We start from the raw sequence: 17227 nt of genomic DNA, 5'->3' as shown, positions 1-17227 counted from the left end.
CCTTTATTCTTTGAATTTAAATAGATAGAAGTATATACATTGAGCTATAAATACTAAGCTTAAAACCCCAAACATTGGGTATAGTGTGGATATTAAATTTGAGAAACCTATCAATGAGATAGGCAACGCTACTATTAAAACTATAAATATAGCTTTTTTATAATTAAGTTTAAAGCTTTTACTTATGGTCTTGCTTATGGAATAAACATCGGAAACTTCTGTTGAGAACATCTCAGCTAATATAATCATTAAAAGCATTATTTGAAGAGGCTTACCAAATCTATCTACAATATAAAGAAGTGGAATTTCGTATTGATAGATTTGAGGCTGGTTAACCATAAGCATTGAGTTTATGAATATACATATAGTTGTTAATAAAATTGAACCTAAAATTATACCTTTAGTCATTATTTTTCTATCTTTTATTTCATTACTTAAAGGTACTATTACTCCACAGCAACAAAGAATATTATATCCACAATATAGAACACCCGAGGTCAAAAAGCCTTTTGACAGTTTAGGTTCCATTGATGTGAGTGAATTAATTGTTATTGGGTCATTAGAAAACAGAACATATAAAATCATAAGTGTAGTTATCAATATTATTAAAGATGGGACTATAATAGAGTTTATTTCAACAAGTCCTTCAGTGCCTCTAAGAAGTATTATAGATGCTATAAGTGCCATTATTATAGATCCTATAATCTTAGGAATGCCAAAGTATTGATTTAATAAAGCACCACTACCAGCTAAGATTATTGATGCACTAGATATCAAGTAAAGAGTAGTTATTATTCCAGTTAATTTACCTAAAATATTTGGACTAACTGTGTTTATAACTTCACTATAAGAATTTAAGTTATTTTTTATGCTAATTCTCGATATTATGTTGCAAAGAATAATATAAAAGGCTCCTGTTAAAAGAATTGCTAGAAAACTCTTATAACCATATACAGTAAAAAAATTTGTTATTTCTTTACCTGATGCTAGTCCAGCTCCAACAATTGTTCCAATAAAAACAAAAGCTACTTGAAAAATCTTGATTATATCTTTCATTTAATCACCTCCCTAACTAAATATATAAGTAGGAATTACAGTTTATTCTTAAAAGATGATTAAAATTATGTTTATTATTTATTCTTCTATTAATAGTTTTAGTCTATTTGGAAAACCTAAAATAGGACTTATTTTAGATTAGGAGTGATTTAGAATGATTAGAAAAGGTATTTGTGCTTTTTTGGGAATATTTATGTTTATATCAGTAGGGTGTAGAAACAATTTTAATAGTAATGAGAATACAGAAGATTTTAAGAAGAGTGTTGAAAGTATATATTTTAATAATGAGTTTGCTATGTCTATCGCAGATAAGTATATGCTGGCTTTTAAAGATGGTGATTTAAATACAATAAAATCCTTATCTACTGAAGAAATAGATGAAAATATAATAATAAAGCCAAATGGAGATGTTACAGTAACTGGTATAAAAGAAGAAGGAGTTTCTCAAATGGGTGGGAAAGCTATGTTTAAGTATGAGGTTACTAGAGCAAAAGAAGGAGAGCCAAAGGCTTATTTAGAAGAATATTATTTAGAGGTTAATAAGACGCCAGAAGAAGAATATAAAGTTTCTATGTTTAAATCAGTTTCTAAATATAATATTTTTAAAGAGAAAGAGAAGCTTAAAATAAGAAAAGATGATGATGTAGAAATAAATACACTTATAGAGCTTAAAAATATCCCAGATAGAGCTTATCCAAAGGTTAATGTAATAGATATAGCAAAAGTTGATGTACCTAAAGACGATTTTTCTGCCTTGGGATTGTCCTTTACAGGGGATAAGGTTGCAATATCAACTTACTCAGGAAATAACTCTTACATAGGAGTTGTTGATATTGAAGATTCAGAGGCTACAACAGCAGAGGAAGGGCAAGATGAAGGAGAAAAAAATAAGGGTGAGGATAATGGAAAGACTGTAGGAAAGAAAATTGTTAACTTAGACATAATTGAGGGAGCTAAGATTAAAAGCTTAAACTTTTCAGATGATGATGGATATGTTGTTGTAAATTATGATAAAGATAATGCAAGAAGATTTAAGGTTTATCAAAGTAATGGGGATATTGTGGCTTTAGAGCTTGATGATATTTTCTCAGAAGCTTCTTATAATTTAGTTTACGAAAAAATAAAAGACAATAATATAGTGATGGAGGTAACTCCATTAGCTGGTTCTACAGGAATAGATACTGCATTAACTGGTAAGTATAAAATATCTCTAAAAGATTTTAAACTTCAGAAATTATAGTATAATAGTATAATAAGTTAATCATAAATATTTTAAGTTTATGATTAACTTTTTTTATACTTAATAATTTGATTTTAATGAAAAGGTGATATACATGGAAAAAAGGAAAATGTGGGGAGATAAGAGATATAATACCCTAAATAGATTTTTAAGAGAAAAATTTGGAGAAAAAGTATTTAAAATTAGTTTAGATGGTGGATTCACTTGTCCAAATAGAGATGGAAAAGTTGCTAGAGGTGGATGTACATTTTGTAGTTCAAATGGTTCGGGAGATTATGCTGGATCAAGAGCTTTAAGTATTGGAACACAGTTTGATAATGTAAAAGATATGATGAATAAGAAGTGGAAGGAAGGAAAGTATATAGCATATTTCCAAGCTTACACAAATACATATGCACCAGTAGATGAGTTAAGAAGAAAATATGAGGAAGCAATAAATAAAGAAGGTGTTGTTGCATTAGCTATAGGAACAAGACCAGATTGTATAAATGAAGAAGTTTTAGATTTATTAGCTGAAATGAATAAGAAGGTCTATACTTGGGTAGAACTTGGTCTTCAAACAATTCATAATGATAGTGCAAAACATTTTAATAGAGGATATGACTTAGAAGTCTTTGATAAAGCTATGGAGGGGCTAAAAAGTAGGGGAATAGATACTGTTGTTCACTGTATATTTGGTCTTCCTGGAGAAACTAAAGAAATGATGTTAGAGACAGTGGACTATGTTGCTAGATGTGGCGCACAAGGAGTTAAGTTCCACTTACTTCACTTAATGGAAGGCACAAGAATGGTTAAAGACTATGAAGATGGTACTTTAAAATTCTTAACACAAGAGGAATATATAGAATTGATATGCGAGGGAATTAGCAGAATACCTCAAAATATGGTTGTACATAGATTAACTGGTGATGCACCAAGAAAACTTCTTATAGGTCCAATGTGGAGCTTAAAGAAATGGGAAGTTTTAAATGCTATAGATAAAGCATTAGAAGATAATGATATTTATCAAGGAAAGAAATTTGAAGAATAAATAATCTTAGATAGGACTATGTCAGAATTAATAAAGGAGCTTAATTTCACAAAGTAAAAGAAATTTTAAAGGCTTATTAAATAATTTTGATATAGTCTTTTTATGGAGATATTAAATATAAGGTGGGGAAGAAATGAAAATAGATGTTATAGTTTCAGCAAATCATATAGATGAAGAGGCTTTAAGGGGAAAGATAGCAGTAGTTATAGACATGCTTAGAGCAACATCTGTAATAACTACTGCTTTAGCTAACGGAGCAAATAGGGTTATACCAGTGGTAAGTGTAGAAAAAGCTTTTGAAATTGCAGAGGAGATTAAGGCTTCAGGAGAAGATGTTTTATTAGGTGGAGAAAGAAACGCATTAAAAATTGAAGGGTTTGATTTTTCTAATTCACCATTAGAGTTCAAGGAAGAGAGTGTAGAAGGCAAAACTGTAATAATGACTACTACTAATGGAACAAGGGCATTAAACCTTTGTGCTAAGGCTGATAAAGTAATTGTTGCATCTATGCTTAATGGACAAGCTGTAGCAAAATATCTTAAAGATGAAGATAAGGAAATTATTTTTGTAAACTCAGGGACTAATGGAGAGTTTTCAGGAGATGACTTCATATGTGCTGGATATATGATAAGTGAACTAACAAAACTTTGCGATACAGAACTAACTGATATAGCTAAAACAGCTAAGTACATATATGAGAATAATGAAGACATAACTAGTTTTATAAAAGATGTTAAGCATTATGGAATTCTTAAAAATTTAGGATTAGAAGAAGATTTAAAATATTGTTCAACAAAAGAATTTACTGACTTAGTTTTTGAATTTAAGGACGGAGAAATAAAATCTATAGATTCTAAGGTTTCTATATTAAACTAAAATAAATTTGTGGATTATTTTCAGAAAAAATGAAGAAATTATAGAAAGTAAATTTTGCAAATAAAAACTACTTTTAATACCATCTTTTTAAAGTAATTGAAAATATGTTGATGAAATATGTCTCTATTTTATAGGTATTTTAAAATATTAATGTTTTTTGTTTAATTTGTTAATAAATAGTTAAAAAATATAATTTGTTTACCGATAATCAGGAATATATTATGAAAATAGAATGACATAATTTATAAAAGGGGATGTTTTTAATGAAGAAAAAGTTTTTAGTAGTTTTAGTTTCCGCTATAATGGGACTACAGTTAGTTGGATGTGGAAGCTCTAATGATACTGCAAAGGCAAATGCTTCTGAGAGTAAACCAGCGGCTACAGATAGTAACAAAGTAGTTGATAATGATAGTGTAACTAATGATATCGCTGAGGTTTATCTTGAGGTTAAGGAAGAATACTTAGAAGTGAGTCAAACTAAAGAAATGAGCGAATGGAATGATGCAAAAGCAGAAGCATTAAAGGATTTAAAAAATATAAAAGAGATGGCTCCAAAGGATGATAAGAATGCAACTCAAGCTATTTCTGATATAGAACAATTAATTGATAAATATCAAAATGCTTTAGATGGAAATGGTGCAGATCCAACAGGAATACAAGATTTAGAGTCTCAAGTTAAGCAATTATTATTTGATAAATAAATTTAGAAAATTAGAGGAGGATGCTTTAGAGCATCTTCTTTATTTTTATTGGATAACTTTGTTAAAAATTTAATTAATTGAAAACGATTTATAGGGGTGGTATAATAAAAATGTAAAAAATAAATAGAAAATATATACGTATATATTCACTTGTGTAGGAGTTGTTAGAGTTGAGCACGAGAAATTTTGAGAATTTCTGCGTTTAACTCTTTTTATTTTTGCTTTTTTAAAATTAAATAAAGTATTTATTAGGTGGGTGAATAGTCATGTTAAATCAATTTTGGGCTGAACTTGTTGGAACTGCATTGTTAATACTATTGGGAGATGGAGTTGTTGCTAATGTGGTTCTTAAAAAGACGAAGGGGAATAATGCTGGACTTATTGTAATCACTGTAGGATGGGCTATTGCAGTAGCAATTCCTGTTTATATTTTTGCTAGAGTGAGTGGAGCTGTCTTTAATCCAGCAGTCACAATTGCTTTGGGAATAACAGGAGGATTGACTTGGAATCAAGTGATAGTTTTCTGTATAGCACAATTTATAGGAGCCTTTATAGGGGCTGTGCTTGTTTATTTAACTTATCATGATCACTTTAATTCTACCGAAGATAAGGAAGCAAAGCTTGGAACATTCTGTACTATACCAGCTATTAGAGATTATAAATGGAATTTCTTTGTTGAATTTATAGGAACTTTTGTTTTAATGTTTGGTATTTTAGGACTTGGAGATGCTGAAATGGCTCCTGGAATAATGCCATTAGCAGTAGGGCTTTTAATACTAGTCATAGGGGTTTCTTTAGGTGGACCAACTGGGTATGCTATAAACCCAGCAAGAGATTTTTCACCAAGACTTGCTCATTTTATGCTACCTATAAAAGGAAAAGGTGATTCAGATTGGGCATATAGTTGGATTCCAATATTAGGTCCGATAGTTGGAGCTATAGCAGGTGCTTTAGTATATACAAGTATATTTTAAAATATATTTAGACAATTTAAGGAGGCTATTTAATGTTAAATTTTAAAAAAATACTTGAGGATAATCCTATTGTTGCAGCAGTAAAAGACAGGGAACAATTGGACAAGGCATTAGAGAATGATGTTGATGTTATTTTTGTTCTTTTTGGAAATATATTAGATATAATAGATATTTCAAAAAAAATTGATGAAAAAAATAAGGTTGGAATATTGCATATTGATTTAGTTGATGGACTGAGTAATAGAGAGATTGTATTACAATATTTAAAAGAAAAGACAAAGTTCCATGGGATAATTAGTACTAAGGCTCAAACTGTAAAAAATGCTAAGAAGCTAGGATTAATAGCTATACAAAGGGTATTTATTTTAGATAGTCTTTCATTCCAGAGCACAAAAAATCATTTAATAGATGAGTGTGATGCGGTGGAGATGTTACCTGGATTGTTGTTTAAAGTAATAAAGGAATTATCAGAGACAATAAGAAAGCCACTTATTGTTGGGGGATTAATATCAGATAAGGAAGATGTTATGGAAGCCTTAAAGTCAGGGGCAACTTGTATATCAACAACTAAAGAGGAAATTTGGAGTGTTTAAAAAGAAATAATAATTAAATTTTATATAGAGCTATGGGACAAGGTTAAATATTATTTGAAATTATGAGGTGAGTTTGTTATGAAAAAATATGTAGTGGCATTAGATCAAGGAACAACAAGTTCAAGAGCTATAATTTTTGATGAGAATCAAAATATACTAGGTTTAAGTCAAAAAGAGTTTACTCAGATTTATCCAAAAGAGGGATGGGTTGAACATGATCCTATGGAGATATGGGCAACTCAATATAGTGTTCTTCAAGAAGTTATGGCTATGAGTAATATAACTCAAGAAAATATAGCTGCAATAGGAATAACGAATCAAAGGGAAACTACAATAGTTTGGGATAAAAATACAGGAGTACCAATCTATAATGCTATTGTTTGGCAATGTAGAAGAACTGCTGATATATGTGATGAATTAAAGAAAAGAGAAGGTTTAGAAGAATATATAAAAGAAAATACAGGACTTGTACTTGATGCATATTTTTCAGGAACAAAAATAAAATGGATATTAGATAATGTAGAAGGTGCTAGAGAGAAGGCTGAGAGAGGAGACCTTTTATTTGGTACAGTAGATACATGGTTAGTCTGGAAACTTACAAATGGAAAAGTTCATGTAACTGATTATACTAATGTTTCTAGAACTATGATATTTAATATAAAAGAACTTAAATGGGATGAAAGAATGCTAAAGGAATTAGGAATTCCAAAGAGTATGTTACCAGAGGTGAAAAATTCATCTGAAGTTTATGGATATGCAAACTTGGGATCAAAAGGTGGAATCAGGGTTCCTATAGCAGGAATAGCTGGTGATCAACAAGCTGCATTATTTGGACAGGCGGCCTTTAATAAAGGTGATGTTAAAAATACCTATGGAACTGGATGTTTTTTACTTATGAATACAGGAGATGAACTAGTTCAGAGTAAATCAGGACTTTTAACAACAATTGCTATTGGATTAGATGGAAAAGTTCAATATGCTTTAGAGGGCTCAGTATTTGTTGGAGGAGCAGTTATACAATGGCTTAGAGATGAGTTAAGAATTATTAGTGATTCTAGTGATACAGAATATTTTGCAACAAAAGTGCCTGATAATGGTGGTGTATATGTTGTGCCAGCTTTTGTAGGTCTTGGAGCACCTTATTGGGATATGTATGCTCGTGGAACTATTGTTGGTTTAACTCGTGGAACCAATAGGAATCATATAATAAGAGCAGCTCTTGAATCAATAGCATATCAAACAAGAGATGTTTTAGAAGCTATGATAAATGATGTTGGGTATGATATAAATTGTATAAAAGTTGATGGAGGAGCAAGCAGAAATAATTTCTTAATGCAATTTCAAGCAGATTTAGTTGGTAAAAAGGTAATTAAGCCTATAATCACAGAAACAACTGCTCTAGGAGCAGCTTATCTTGCTGGATTAGCAGTTGGATATTGGAAGAATAAAGATGAGATAGCTAAGTTTTGGTTTGCAAGTGAAGAGTTTGAACCAACAATTTCTGAAGAAAAAAGAAATAAGTACTATAAAAAATGGAGGAAAGCTATCGAAAGATCAAAGAATTGGGCTTTAGATGATTAAAAAGTCTGGAAATGTTTACAGAAATGTGATATAATTAAAATGAACTTAATAAATTAATTTTAATTTGTGTAGAAGAGAGAATAGAGCTAAACACAAAAAGGATATTACCATGTCTTTTTTGAGTTTGGCTCTTTTTTATTTTTATAAAAAGGAGCGATATTTAATGGTTTATGATGTAGCAATTATTGGATCTGGAGTAGTAGGTGGAGCAATATTTAGAGAATTAACAAAATATAATTTAAAAGTTGTAGAATTAGAAAAAGAAAATGACGTTGCTATGGGAGCATCTAAGGCAAATTCAGCAATAGTTCACTCTGGTTATGATCCAGAGCCAGGAACATTAATGGCAAAATATAATGTTGAAGGAAATAAGATGTTTGATAAGCTTTGTAAAGACTTATCTGTTCCTTTTAAAAGAAACGGATCTTTAATTATAGGATTTGATGAAGAGGATGAAAAAGAGTTAAAGAATTTATATAATAGAGGACTTCAAAATGGCGTAGAAGGAATGAAGATTTTATCAAAAGAAGAAGTTTTAGAAATGGAGCCTAATTTAAATAATGATGTAAAAGAAGCTTTATTCTGTCCAACAGGTGGAATCGTTGGGGCATATGAGTTTACAATAGCTCTTTCAGAAAATGCAGTTGAAAATGGTGGAGAACTTAGATTAAATTCTAAGGTTGTAGCAATAGAAAAAAATGAAAATTTCAAGATAACAATAGAAAATGGAGATATAGTGGAAGCTAGATATATTGTAAATGCTGCTGGAATTTACGCAGATAAGATACATAACATGGTTTGTAAAGAAGGGTTTAAAATAATTCCAAGAAAAGGTGAGTATTATGTTCTAGATAAGAGCCAAGGAAGCTTGTTTGAAAAGACAATTTTTCAATGTCCAACTAAACTTGGTAAAGGGGTTTTAGTTACGCCTACAGTTCATGGAAATTTATTAGTAGGCCCAGATGCTATTGATACTAAAGATAAGGATTCAGTTTCAACAGAATATGATGGATTAGCAAAGGTTAGAGAGGTTTCATTAAAAACAACTAAGGCAGTTAACTTTAGAGAAAACATTAGAAACTTTGCAGGCCTTCGTGCTATAGTTAATTATACTGATTTTATAATAGGAGAAGCTAAAGATGTAAAAGGGTTCTTTGATGTAGCAGGTATAAAATCACCAGGACTAAGCTCTGCACCTGCAATTGCAGTTGATGTAGTTAAAATGCTTGGAGAATGTGGACTAGCATTAGAAAAGAAAAATGATTTTAATGAGAAGAGAGAACAGATTCATTTTATAGAACTTTCACCAGAAGAAAAAGCTGAGTTAATAAATAAGGATAGTAGATACGGAAGAATAATTTGCAGATGTGAAAACATAACAGAGGGAGAAATTGTTGATAGCATAAATAGAACTTTAGGAGCTAGAACTATTGATGGTGTAAAAAGAAGATGTCGTCCAGGTTGTGGAAGATGTCAAGGTGGCTTCTGTGAACCTAGAGTTCAAGAAATAATTTCACGTGAGACTGGAATGAAAATAGAAGATGTGCTTTTAGATAAAAATGGTTCATATATAATAAGTGGAAAAACTAAGTAGGAGGATTATGGTTATGAAATATGATTTAGTAGTTGTAGGTGGAGGCCCAGCAGGATTAGCAGCAGCATTTGAGGCCTATGAAAATGGAATAGAAAAAATATTGATTATAGAAAGAGACAAAGAACTAGGTGGAATTTTAAATCAATGTATTCATAACGGATTTGGTCTTCATACATTTAAAGAAGAACTTACAGGACCTGAGTATGCAGGGAGATTTATTGACATGGTTAAGGAAACTGATATAGAAGTTATGTTAGATACCATGGTTTTAAATATTGAAGGAAAAACTATACATGCTATAAATACTGAGAAGGGATATTTAAAAATAGAAGCTGATGCAATAGTTCTTGCTATGGGATGCCGTGAAAGAACTAGAGGAGCTATAAGTATTCCAGGAGATAGACCTTCAGGAATATTCACAGCTGGAGCTGCTCAAAGATTTATCAATATGGAAGGATACATGGTTGGTAAAAAGGTAGTTATTTTAGGATCAGGAGATATAGGTCTTATAATGGCAAGAAGAATGACTCTTGAAGGGGCTGAAGTAAAGGCTGTTGTTGAACTTATGCCATATTCTAATGGATTAACTAGAAACATAGTTCAGTGTTTAGAAGACTACGATATACCTTTATATTTATCTCATACAGTTATTGATGTTAAAGGTGATGGAAGATTAGAAAAAGTAATCATAGCTAAAGTAGATGAAAATAGACAACCTATTAAAGGAACAGAAATAGAATTTGATGTTGATACATTATTATTATCTGTTGGATTAATTCCTGAAAATGAACTTTCAAAGAATGCTGGAGTTGACCTAGATTTTAGAACAAATGGACTTGTAGTTTCAGAAAGTATGGAAACTAATCAAGATGGAATATTTGCTTGTGGTAATGTAGTACATGTTCATGATTTAGTTGACTTTGTTACTGAAGAAGCAAAAAATGCAGGTAGAAATGCAGCAAAATATATCAAAGGTAAAAAGAGAAAAAATAACTTTGTTGAAATTAAAAATGGAGAAAATATAGGGTATACAGTTCCTCAAAAATTTGAAATTGAATCTTTAGATGGAAACTTAAATGTATTTATGAGAGTTAGAAATGTATTTAAGAATAAGCAAATTGTTGTTAGAGATGAGGAAGGCAATGTAATTCAAAAATTTAAAAAGCCTCATGTAGTTCCAGCAGAGATGGAAAGAATTACAATACTTAAGGATAAGCTTAAGGATGCTAAGGGAACAATAACAATTTCATTAGAGGATGGTGAATAGTGATGATGAAAGAATTAATATGTATAGTATGTCCTAGAGGATGTCATTTAACAGTAGATACAGAACAAGAAAAGGTTACTGGTAATACTTGTAAAAGAGGAGAAATATATGGACTAAATGAGGTCAAGAATCCTACAAGAATAGTAACTTCAACAGTTAAAATAGACGGATGTAATAATATTGTCATCCCAGTTAAAACAAAAGAGCCAATTCCAAAAGGAATGATATTTGATGTTATGAAGGAAATTAATAAAGCATCAATAAAGCTACCTATAAAAGTTGGAGATATTATTATAGAGAATGTTTTAGGAACTGGAGTTGATATTGTTTCAGCTAAGACTGTCATTTAATAAAGTTTAGGAAAGCTAATTCTTAGAATGAATAAATAATTTGAATTATCCTACCCCATGCTTTTATAAAGAATTTTAATATTGATTTTTAGAATTAGTTTTTGAAATAAGAAAAGGTATCTGTTTATTAAACAGATACCTTTTCTTTTAATACATCTAATATTATATGTACATTAATTAGGATAGAATAAAACTCCTAACTAGCATTGTAGCTTAAAATAGATTATTAAATATAAATTGATTATGACCATATTAATGAGTGTATGCCATTTTTGTAAAGCACCTCATGATTATAATAATTTTATATTTAATTTTAAGTATTTACCCTATAAAGTTTTAGAGTGTATGCCATTTTGTAAAGCACCTCTTTAATTTATAAGCTTTAGCTTTTTTATCTTTTTCTTGCTACACTATTATATTACCCTGTATTATTTTTTATATTCATTAAATCAAAAAGTTTTTAAAATACTTGGAATATGAAGAACTTTAAGTAGTATGACTCATCAGAGTTCCAAAGTATTGGGTGATCTGAACTTTGAGTTCTAACTTCTATTTGTCTTAATGTTCTTCTAGCATCATGAGCAGCTTCAGCAACAGTTCTCTTTAATTGTTCTTCATCCATGTAATGTGAGCATGAGCAAGTTGCGAAGTAACCACCTTCTTTAACCATTTTGATTCCTCTAAGGTTTATTTCTTTATATCCTCTTATAGCTTGCTTAACTGTGTTTCTTGATTTTGTGAAAGCTGGTGGGTCTAGAATAACAACATCAAATTGTCTTCCTTCTCTTGACCAATCTCCTAAAACATCAAATGCATTATGCTTTTCAAATTTAACTATATCTTGAAGGTTATTAAGTTCAGCATTTTTTGTAGCACAATCAACAGCATGTTGAGAAACATCTATTCCTAAAACTGATTTAGCTCCTGCTATACCAGCATTTAAAGCAAATGAGCCAGTGTGAGTGAAGCAGTCTAAAACATCTTTTCCTTTACAGATTCTATGCATAGCAGCTCTGTTTTCTTTTTGGTCTAGGAAGAAACCTGTTTTTTGACCATTCTCAAGGTCAACAATGTATTTAACACCATTTTCAACTATTTCTACATCTGTATCAAATGGTTCAGTTAAGAATCCTTTAGTTTGTTCTAAACCTTCTATTTCTCTAGTCTTTATGTCACTTCTTTCATAAACACCTTTAGCGCCGTACTCTTCAACTAGTATTTTAACTACTAAATCTCTGTATTTATCCATACCTAAAGTTGAAATTTGTATTACATAGTAATCTTCAAATTTATCTACAGTTAAACCAGGAAGAAAATCAGCTTCTCCAAATATGAATCTGCATGATGATGTATCTATTACAGTTTTTCTGTATTCCCATGCATCTTTAAATCTTCTTTTGAAGAATTCTTCATCAATTTCTTCATCTATGTTTCTTGTCATTATTCTTATTGTTATTTTACTTCTATCGTTTATGTAACCTTTTCCTAGGAAATATCCTTTATGATTATAAACTTCAACTATATCTCCGTTTTCGTAGTCTCCGTCATATTCGTTTATTTCATCAATGTAAATCCAAGGTCTACCTTGTTCAGCTTTTTTATTCTTGCCTTTGTGTAAATAAAACTTACTCGCCATTTAAATAGCTCCTTCCAAAATAATTCTTATAAGATTATAACACATAATAGGCCTTTCAATAGGAGAAATGCTTATATAATTTTTATCAAAAACTTTTAGAATAAAGATAAGGTTTTGAATATATATTTTAATAAGAGTAATTTTTAAGGAATGAATAAAGTGATAAAGGCTATTGTTTTTCCAACACCTAAAAGGTTGAAAAGATACATAAAAAATACTGACTTTAAAAAGAAGGCTAAAGAGTTTGCTACTCCAGAGAGAGCATTAATCTATGGAACTATAGGAACGGGAGTAGCTATAATTTCATTAAGTGATGCACCTGCGAAGCCTTTTGTTATCGGAAGTCTTCTATATCATGGAGTTGCTTATGAAATTTTAGAAAAATGGTATGATGAATATGGAAGTGATGAGGAGATTATGAAAATAATGATGCAAAATAAAAATTACTGGAATCACTTTCGAATAATGTGATAAATAATAAAAAACTGGAATTAGTAGAAGAAAAATAATATAATAAAGAGGAACTTTATAGCTAGGGGTGCCTTTGGCTGAGAGATAACATTTGTTATTAACCCTTAAACCTGATCTGGGTAATACCAGCGTAGGAAAGCCTGTTTAAGAGTTTTATAAGAGTATTAACTTAAGATTATAGTAACTTTTTTTATAAATAAGCTGCATCCTACAGGATGTAGCTTTTCTTTGTTTCTATACCTTTTATTTAACTTTTAGGTAGTCCTTATTTGGCTGTTTAGTTTAATCATAAAGATTAAAGGAGATATCTATAATATGAGATTTACAGAAGAACTATTAAAAGAGGCTATGCCAATATGGGAGAAATATTTAGATCACCCATTCATAAAAGAAATTGGAGAGGGAACTTTGGATAAGGATAAGTTTAGAGAATACTTAGTTCAAGATTATCTTTATTTAAAAGAGTATGCAAAAGTATTTTGTGCAGGTGTAGTAAAAGCTAGAACTATGGAAGAGATGAGATTTTTCTATAGATCAACAAAGGGAACTATGGAGGATGAAACTGCAGTACATATTGAGTACTTGAAAGATTTTGGTATATCAGAATTAGAGGCTGAAACTAAAAAGTATAAAAGTACTACAATAAGCTATACAAGCTATATGCAAGGAATAGCTTTAACAGGGGATATAGAAGATATAGCAATAGCGACACTTCCTTGTACATGGAGCTATAGTTTTATAGGGAGACATATTGCAGAAAAGTATGCAGACAAACTTGAAAAAAATTTCTTTAGAGCATGGATTGATGAGTATTCAGCACAAGGATTTACAGAGTTTACGAATGAGTGGATAGAATATGTGGACAAGACTTGTTCAAAGCTATCAAGAGAGAAGAAAGACAGATTAATAGATATATTTAAGAGAGCCAGTCTTTATGAGTTAGATTTTTGGAACATGGCTTATGAAGAAGGTGAAGAATAATGAGTGTATATTTAATAGGTGCTATTTCAGTAGTATTATTAGTTTTATATTTTATGGATTTAAGAAAGCATAAGATAACAACAAAGGAAATAACTATGATAGGAATGAGTGTAGCTATTTCATATGTGCTTTATATGATTCCAATTGTTAGATATCCTCAAGGTGGAGAAATTACATTCTTTTCAATGTTACCAATAATGTTACTTTCATTGGTTTATGGAAGATCAGTTGGTGTAACTGGTGGATTAATATTTGGACTTTTAAAAATACTAAATAGTGCATTTATAGTTCATCCTATACAGTTTTTATTAGATTATGTTTTATCAAATATGGCTTTGGGACTAGCAGGAAGCTTTGGGGTTGATAAGAAGTACAAGATATTCTTAGGGTCACTTATGGCAGGTTCTTTAAGCACATTTATATGCATAATATCAGGTGTAGTTTTCTTCGGACAGTATGCTCCTCCAGGAATGAATGTATGGATTTATTCAGCTATATATAATATTAGTAGTGCTGGATTAGAAAGTTTACTTACTGCTATAGTATTAACAATAATGCCAGTAAAATTATTAGCAAAAAGAATGAAGCCAGTAGCAAATAGAGTTTAAATATATTAAAAGTTAAAGTAGAAAAGTATAGTAGGTTGTATCAAAATATCTTATAAATAAAACTTATAAATGATATGAATGGAATTAAGAATTTGTTCGAATGTATTTATAAGTTTTATTATTAGGAGTTGATACAACCTATTTTTAGTTTTGGAAGAAAGTTAACTTTATATTATAATGAAACTAAGATTTGTTTTGAAAAGGATGGATAAGAGATGAATTTAATAACTCTTGAAAATATAAGTAAGAGCTATTCAGAGAAAATTTTAGCTGATAATGTGTCTTTAGGAATAAATGAAGGAGAGAAGATTGGGCTTATAGGCGTTAACGGAACAGGAAAATCTTCTTTCTTAAAAATAGTTGCAGGAGTTGAAGAACCTGATGAAGGAACTATAACAAAGGCAAATAGAGTAAGAATAGAATATCTTGCTCAAACTCCAGACTATGATGATAACGCAACTGTTTTAGAGCAGGTTTTTAAAGGTAATTCAGATGAAATGAGAATACTAAGAGATTATGAGGAGCTTTTAGAAAAAATAAATAATGGAGAAAGCAGTGATGCTGATTCAGAGAAATTAATAAAGCTACAAGGAAAAATAGATGCTCTAAACCTTTGGGATATGGAAAGTGAAGCTAAGAACGTCTTAACTAAGCTTGGAATAACTAACTTTGATGAGAAGGTTGGAAATCTATCAGGTGGTCAAAAGAAAAGAATAATGCTTGCTGCTGCCTTGATAACACCAAGTGAACTTTTAATATTAGATGAGCCTACAAACCACTTAGATAATGATACTATAAGCTGGCTAGAGGATTATTTAAATAGTAGAAAAGGTGCTCTTTTAATGATTACTCATGATAGATATTTCTTAGATAGAGTAACTAATAGAATACTTGAACTAGATAGAGGTAGACTATTTAGCTATGATGGAAACTATTCAGTTTTCTTAGAAAAGAAGATGGAGAGAATAGCTATAGAAAAAGCTAGTGAAGAAAAGAGACAAAACCTTATGAGAAAGGAACTTGCTTGGGTTAGAAGAGGAGCTAAGGCTAGAACAACTAAACAAAAAGCAAGGCTTCAAAGATTTGATGAATTAGTAAATCAAGAAGGGTTCATTGAAAATGAAAATATAGAAATCTCTGTTATGGGAACTAGATTAGGTAAAAAGATAATAGAGATAGATAATTTAAATAAAAGCTTTGGAGATAAGAAAATAGTTGATGATTTTAACTACATAGTACTAAGAAGTGATAGAATAGGTATTGTAGGGCCTAATGGAATAGGTAAATCAACACTTATGGGAATGATAGAAGGAAAGATAGCACCGGATAGTGGGGAGATAATAAAAGGAGAAACAGTAAAAGTAGCATGTTTCTCACAAGAAGATACTCATATGCATCCTGAAATGAGAGCCATAGATTATATAAAAGAAGCTGGTGAATATCTACAAACTGCTACTGGTGAGAGAATAACTGCTTCTCAAATGTGTGAGAAATTTTTATTTGATGGTACACTTCAGTGGACAATGATAGGGATGTTATCAGGTGGAGAAAGAAGAAGACTTCATCTTCTAAGAGTTTTAATGGAAGGACCAAATGTACTATTACTAGATGAGCCTACTAATGACTTAGATATTGAAACTTTAAATAGACTAGAAGATTATCTAGATGATTTTGGGGGAGTTGTTATAACTGTATCCCATGATAGATATTTCTTAGATAGAATTTGTAACAAGATATTTGCTTATGAAGGTGATGGAAAAATAAATATCTACACTGGAAACTATTTTGATTATCTTCTAACTAAACAAGAAGAAAGTGAAGAAATCAAAGAAAAAGAGGTTGCTGTGGATAAAACTAAAAAGGAAGCACCTGTGGATAAGTCTAAAGATAAGAGTAAAGTGACTAAATTTTCGTTTAAAGAGCAAAGAGAATTTGAAACTATAGATGAAGATATAATGATGCTTGAAGAAAAGATAGAGGAATTAGATGGCTTAATGACTAAGCATGCCTCAGAGTATGGAAGACTTCAAGAACTTATGGAAGAGAAGGCTAAAGTTGAAGAAGATTTAGCTTATAAGTATGAGAGATGGGAATATCTTAATGAATTAGCAGCTCAAATAGAGGAAAATAAGAAGAATAAATAGAATTTATAAAATAAATGGGTTAAACACTTAGGTAAGAAATTAATTTTATATAAATTTGTAGAATTTATAGAAATTCGATTATATACTAAACTAAAGTGAGAATATACTTAGTATTAACACACTA

Annotated in this window: 16 protein-coding genes and 1 riboswitch; of the genes, 14 read left to right on the top strand and 2 right to left on the bottom strand. The window is 30.3% G+C overall.

The features are described from left to right. Positions 1-3: 3 nt before the first annotated feature. A complete protein-coding gene (locus tag ACQZHJ_RS17235; protein ID WP_430486707.1) occupies positions 4-1056 on the bottom strand; it encodes a YkvI family membrane protein in 1053 nt (350 codons plus the stop codon). 154 nt (positions 1057-1210) lie between these two features. On the opposite strand from ACQZHJ_RS17235, the gene ACQZHJ_RS17230 reads away from it, so the two are divergent. The 10 genes from ACQZHJ_RS17230 to ACQZHJ_RS17185 all read left to right on the top strand — a co-directional run bounded on the left by ACQZHJ_RS17230 (position 1211) and on the right by ACQZHJ_RS17185 (position 11263). Next, the gene (locus ACQZHJ_RS17230; protein WP_430486706.1) at positions 1211-2296 is read left to right on the top strand and encodes a hypothetical protein; all 1086 of its coding nucleotides are present in this window, start codon (positions 1211-1213) and stop codon (positions 2294-2296) included. Between the two features lie 94 nt (positions 2297-2390). Next, on the top strand, positions 2391-3326 hold the full coding sequence (locus tag ACQZHJ_RS17225) for a TIGR01212 family radical SAM protein (protein WP_430486705.1): 936 nt from the start codon (positions 2391-2393) through the stop codon (positions 3324-3326). Between the two features lie 133 nt (positions 3327-3459). Beyond that, positions 3460-4203, top strand: a complete 744-nt coding sequence (locus ACQZHJ_RS17220; protein ID WP_430486704.1) for a 2-phosphosulfolactate phosphatase family protein — start codon at positions 3460-3462, stop codon at positions 4201-4203. Positions 4204-4466: 263 nt separating this feature from the next. Continuing rightward, positions 4467-4904 (top strand): hypothetical protein, encoded by a 438-nt coding sequence (locus ACQZHJ_RS17215; protein ID WP_430486703.1) that lies wholly within the window; start codon positions 4467-4469, stop codon positions 4902-4904. Positions 4905-5170: 266 nt separating this feature from the next. Next, positions 5171-5878, top strand: a complete 708-nt coding sequence (locus ACQZHJ_RS17210) for an MIP/aquaporin family protein (protein ID WP_430486702.1) — start codon at positions 5171-5173, stop codon at positions 5876-5878. Between the two features lie 32 nt (positions 5879-5910). Continuing rightward, entirely contained in the window at positions 5911-6471 is a 561-nt protein-coding gene (locus ACQZHJ_RS17205) for a glycerol-3-phosphate responsive antiterminator (protein WP_430486701.1), read from the top strand. A 78-nt stretch (positions 6472-6549) separates the two neighbouring features. Further along, entirely contained in the window at positions 6550-8052 is a 1503-nt protein-coding gene (glpK, locus tag ACQZHJ_RS17200; RefSeq protein ID WP_430486700.1) for a glycerol kinase GlpK, read from the top strand. 163 nt (positions 8053-8215) lie between these two features. Next, positions 8216-9646 carry an NAD(P)/FAD-dependent oxidoreductase gene (locus ACQZHJ_RS17195; protein ID WP_430486699.1) on the top strand — a complete coding sequence of 477 codons (1431 nt, stop codon included), beginning with the start codon at positions 8216-8218 and terminating at the stop codon, positions 9644-9646. Between the two features lie 13 nt (positions 9647-9659). Continuing rightward, positions 9660-10913: an FAD-dependent oxidoreductase gene (locus tag ACQZHJ_RS17190; RefSeq protein WP_430486698.1), complete on the top strand. Its 1254-nt coding sequence runs from the start codon at positions 9660-9662 to the stop codon at positions 10911-10913. A 2-nt stretch (positions 10914-10915) separates the two neighbouring features. Then, positions 10916-11263, top strand: a complete 348-nt coding sequence (locus tag ACQZHJ_RS17185) for a DUF1667 domain-containing protein (RefSeq protein ID WP_430486912.1) — start codon at positions 10916-10918, stop codon at positions 11261-11263. A gap of 460 nt (positions 11264-11723) precedes the next feature. Here the strand turns inward: ACQZHJ_RS17185 and ACQZHJ_RS17180 are convergent, their stop codons facing one another. Continuing rightward, the gene (locus tag ACQZHJ_RS17180; protein ID WP_430486697.1) at positions 11724-12899 is read right to left on the bottom strand and encodes a class I SAM-dependent rRNA methyltransferase; all 1176 of its coding nucleotides are present in this window, start codon (positions 12897-12899) and stop codon (positions 11724-11726) included. A 150-nt stretch (positions 12900-13049) separates the two neighbouring features. Here ACQZHJ_RS17180 and ACQZHJ_RS17175 point away from each other — a divergent pair, with 150 nt between their 5' ends. The 4 genes from ACQZHJ_RS17175 (at position 13050) to ACQZHJ_RS17160 (ending at position 17103) form a co-directional block, all read left to right on the top strand. Further along, on the top strand, positions 13050-13370 hold the full coding sequence (locus ACQZHJ_RS17175) for a hypothetical protein (protein WP_430486696.1): 321 nt from the start codon (positions 13050-13052) through the stop codon (positions 13368-13370). 53 nt (positions 13371-13423) lie between these two features. Beyond that, a riboswitch (TPP riboswitch) is annotated at positions 13424-13524 on the top strand. A 161-nt stretch (positions 13525-13685) separates the two neighbouring features. Continuing rightward, positions 13686-14351: a thiaminase II gene (tenA, locus tag ACQZHJ_RS17170; protein WP_430486695.1), complete on the top strand. Its 666-nt coding sequence runs from the start codon at positions 13686-13688 to the stop codon at positions 14349-14351. Further along, a complete protein-coding gene (thiT, locus tag ACQZHJ_RS17165; protein ID WP_430486694.1) occupies positions 14351-14959 on the top strand; it encodes an energy-coupled thiamine transporter ThiT in 609 nt (202 codons plus the stop codon). The genes tenA and thiT overlap by 1 nt, the downstream gene beginning before the upstream one ends. A gap of 215 nt (positions 14960-15174) precedes the next feature. Further along, positions 15175-17103, top strand: coding sequence for an ABC-F family ATP-binding cassette domain-containing protein (locus tag ACQZHJ_RS17160; protein WP_430486693.1), 1929 nt, complete (start codon positions 15175-15177; stop codon positions 17101-17103). Positions 17104-17227 lie beyond the last annotated feature (124 nt).

This window comes from Clostridium sp. B9 (assembly GCF_050509515.1).
GTDB lineage: Bacteria > Bacillota > Clostridia > Clostridiales > Clostridiaceae > Sarcina.
Note: the sequence above shows the minus strand (reverse complement) of the source record. Positions and strands in the feature narration are given on the sequence as shown.

Bases quoted from the DNA above. Each gene is read 5' to 3' on its own strand.
- ACQZHJ_RS17235 (WP_430486707.1), bottom strand. From the start codon at position 1,056: ATGAAAGATATAATCAAGATTTTTCAAGTAGCTTTTGTTTTTATTGGA.
- ACQZHJ_RS17230 (WP_430486706.1), top strand. From the start codon at position 1,211: ATGATTAGAAAAGGTATTTGTGCTTTTTTGGGAATATTTATGTTTATA.
- ACQZHJ_RS17225 (WP_430486705.1), top strand. From the start codon at position 2,391: ATGGAAAAAAGGAAAATGTGGGGAGATAAGAGATATAATACCCTAAAT.
- ACQZHJ_RS17220 (WP_430486704.1), top strand. From the start codon at position 3,460: ATGAAAATAGATGTTATAGTTTCAGCAAATCATATAGATGAAGAGGCT.
- ACQZHJ_RS17215 (WP_430486703.1), top strand. From the start codon at position 4,467: ATGAAGAAAAAGTTTTTAGTAGTTTTAGTTTCCGCTATAATGGGACTA.
- ACQZHJ_RS17210 (WP_430486702.1), top strand. From the start codon at position 5,171: ATGTTAAATCAATTTTGGGCTGAACTTGTTGGAACTGCATTGTTAATA.
- ACQZHJ_RS17205 (WP_430486701.1), top strand. From the start codon at position 5,911: ATGTTAAATTTTAAAAAAATACTTGAGGATAATCCTATTGTTGCAGCA.
- glpK (WP_430486700.1), top strand. From the start codon at position 6,550: ATGAAAAAATATGTAGTGGCATTAGATCAAGGAACAACAAGTTCAAGA.
- ACQZHJ_RS17195 (WP_430486699.1), top strand. From the start codon at position 8,216: ATGGTTTATGATGTAGCAATTATTGGATCTGGAGTAGTAGGTGGAGCA.
- ACQZHJ_RS17190 (WP_430486698.1), top strand. From the start codon at position 9,660: ATGAAATATGATTTAGTAGTTGTAGGTGGAGGCCCAGCAGGATTAGCA.
- ACQZHJ_RS17185 (WP_430486912.1), top strand. From the start codon at position 10,916: ATGATGAAAGAATTAATATGTATAGTATGTCCTAGAGGATGTCATTTA.
- ACQZHJ_RS17180 (WP_430486697.1), bottom strand. From the start codon at position 12,899: ATGGCGAGTAAGTTTTATTTACACAAAGGCAAGAATAAAAAAGCTGAA.
- ACQZHJ_RS17175 (WP_430486696.1), top strand. From the start codon at position 13,050: ATGAATAAAGTGATAAAGGCTATTGTTTTTCCAACACCTAAAAGGTTG.
- tenA (WP_430486695.1), top strand. From the start codon at position 13,686: ATGAGATTTACAGAAGAACTATTAAAAGAGGCTATGCCAATATGGGAG.
- thiT (WP_430486694.1), top strand. From the start codon at position 14,351: ATGAGTGTATATTTAATAGGTGCTATTTCAGTAGTATTATTAGTTTTA.
- ACQZHJ_RS17160 (WP_430486693.1), top strand. From the start codon at position 15,175: ATGAATTTAATAACTCTTGAAAATATAAGTAAGAGCTATTCAGAGAAA.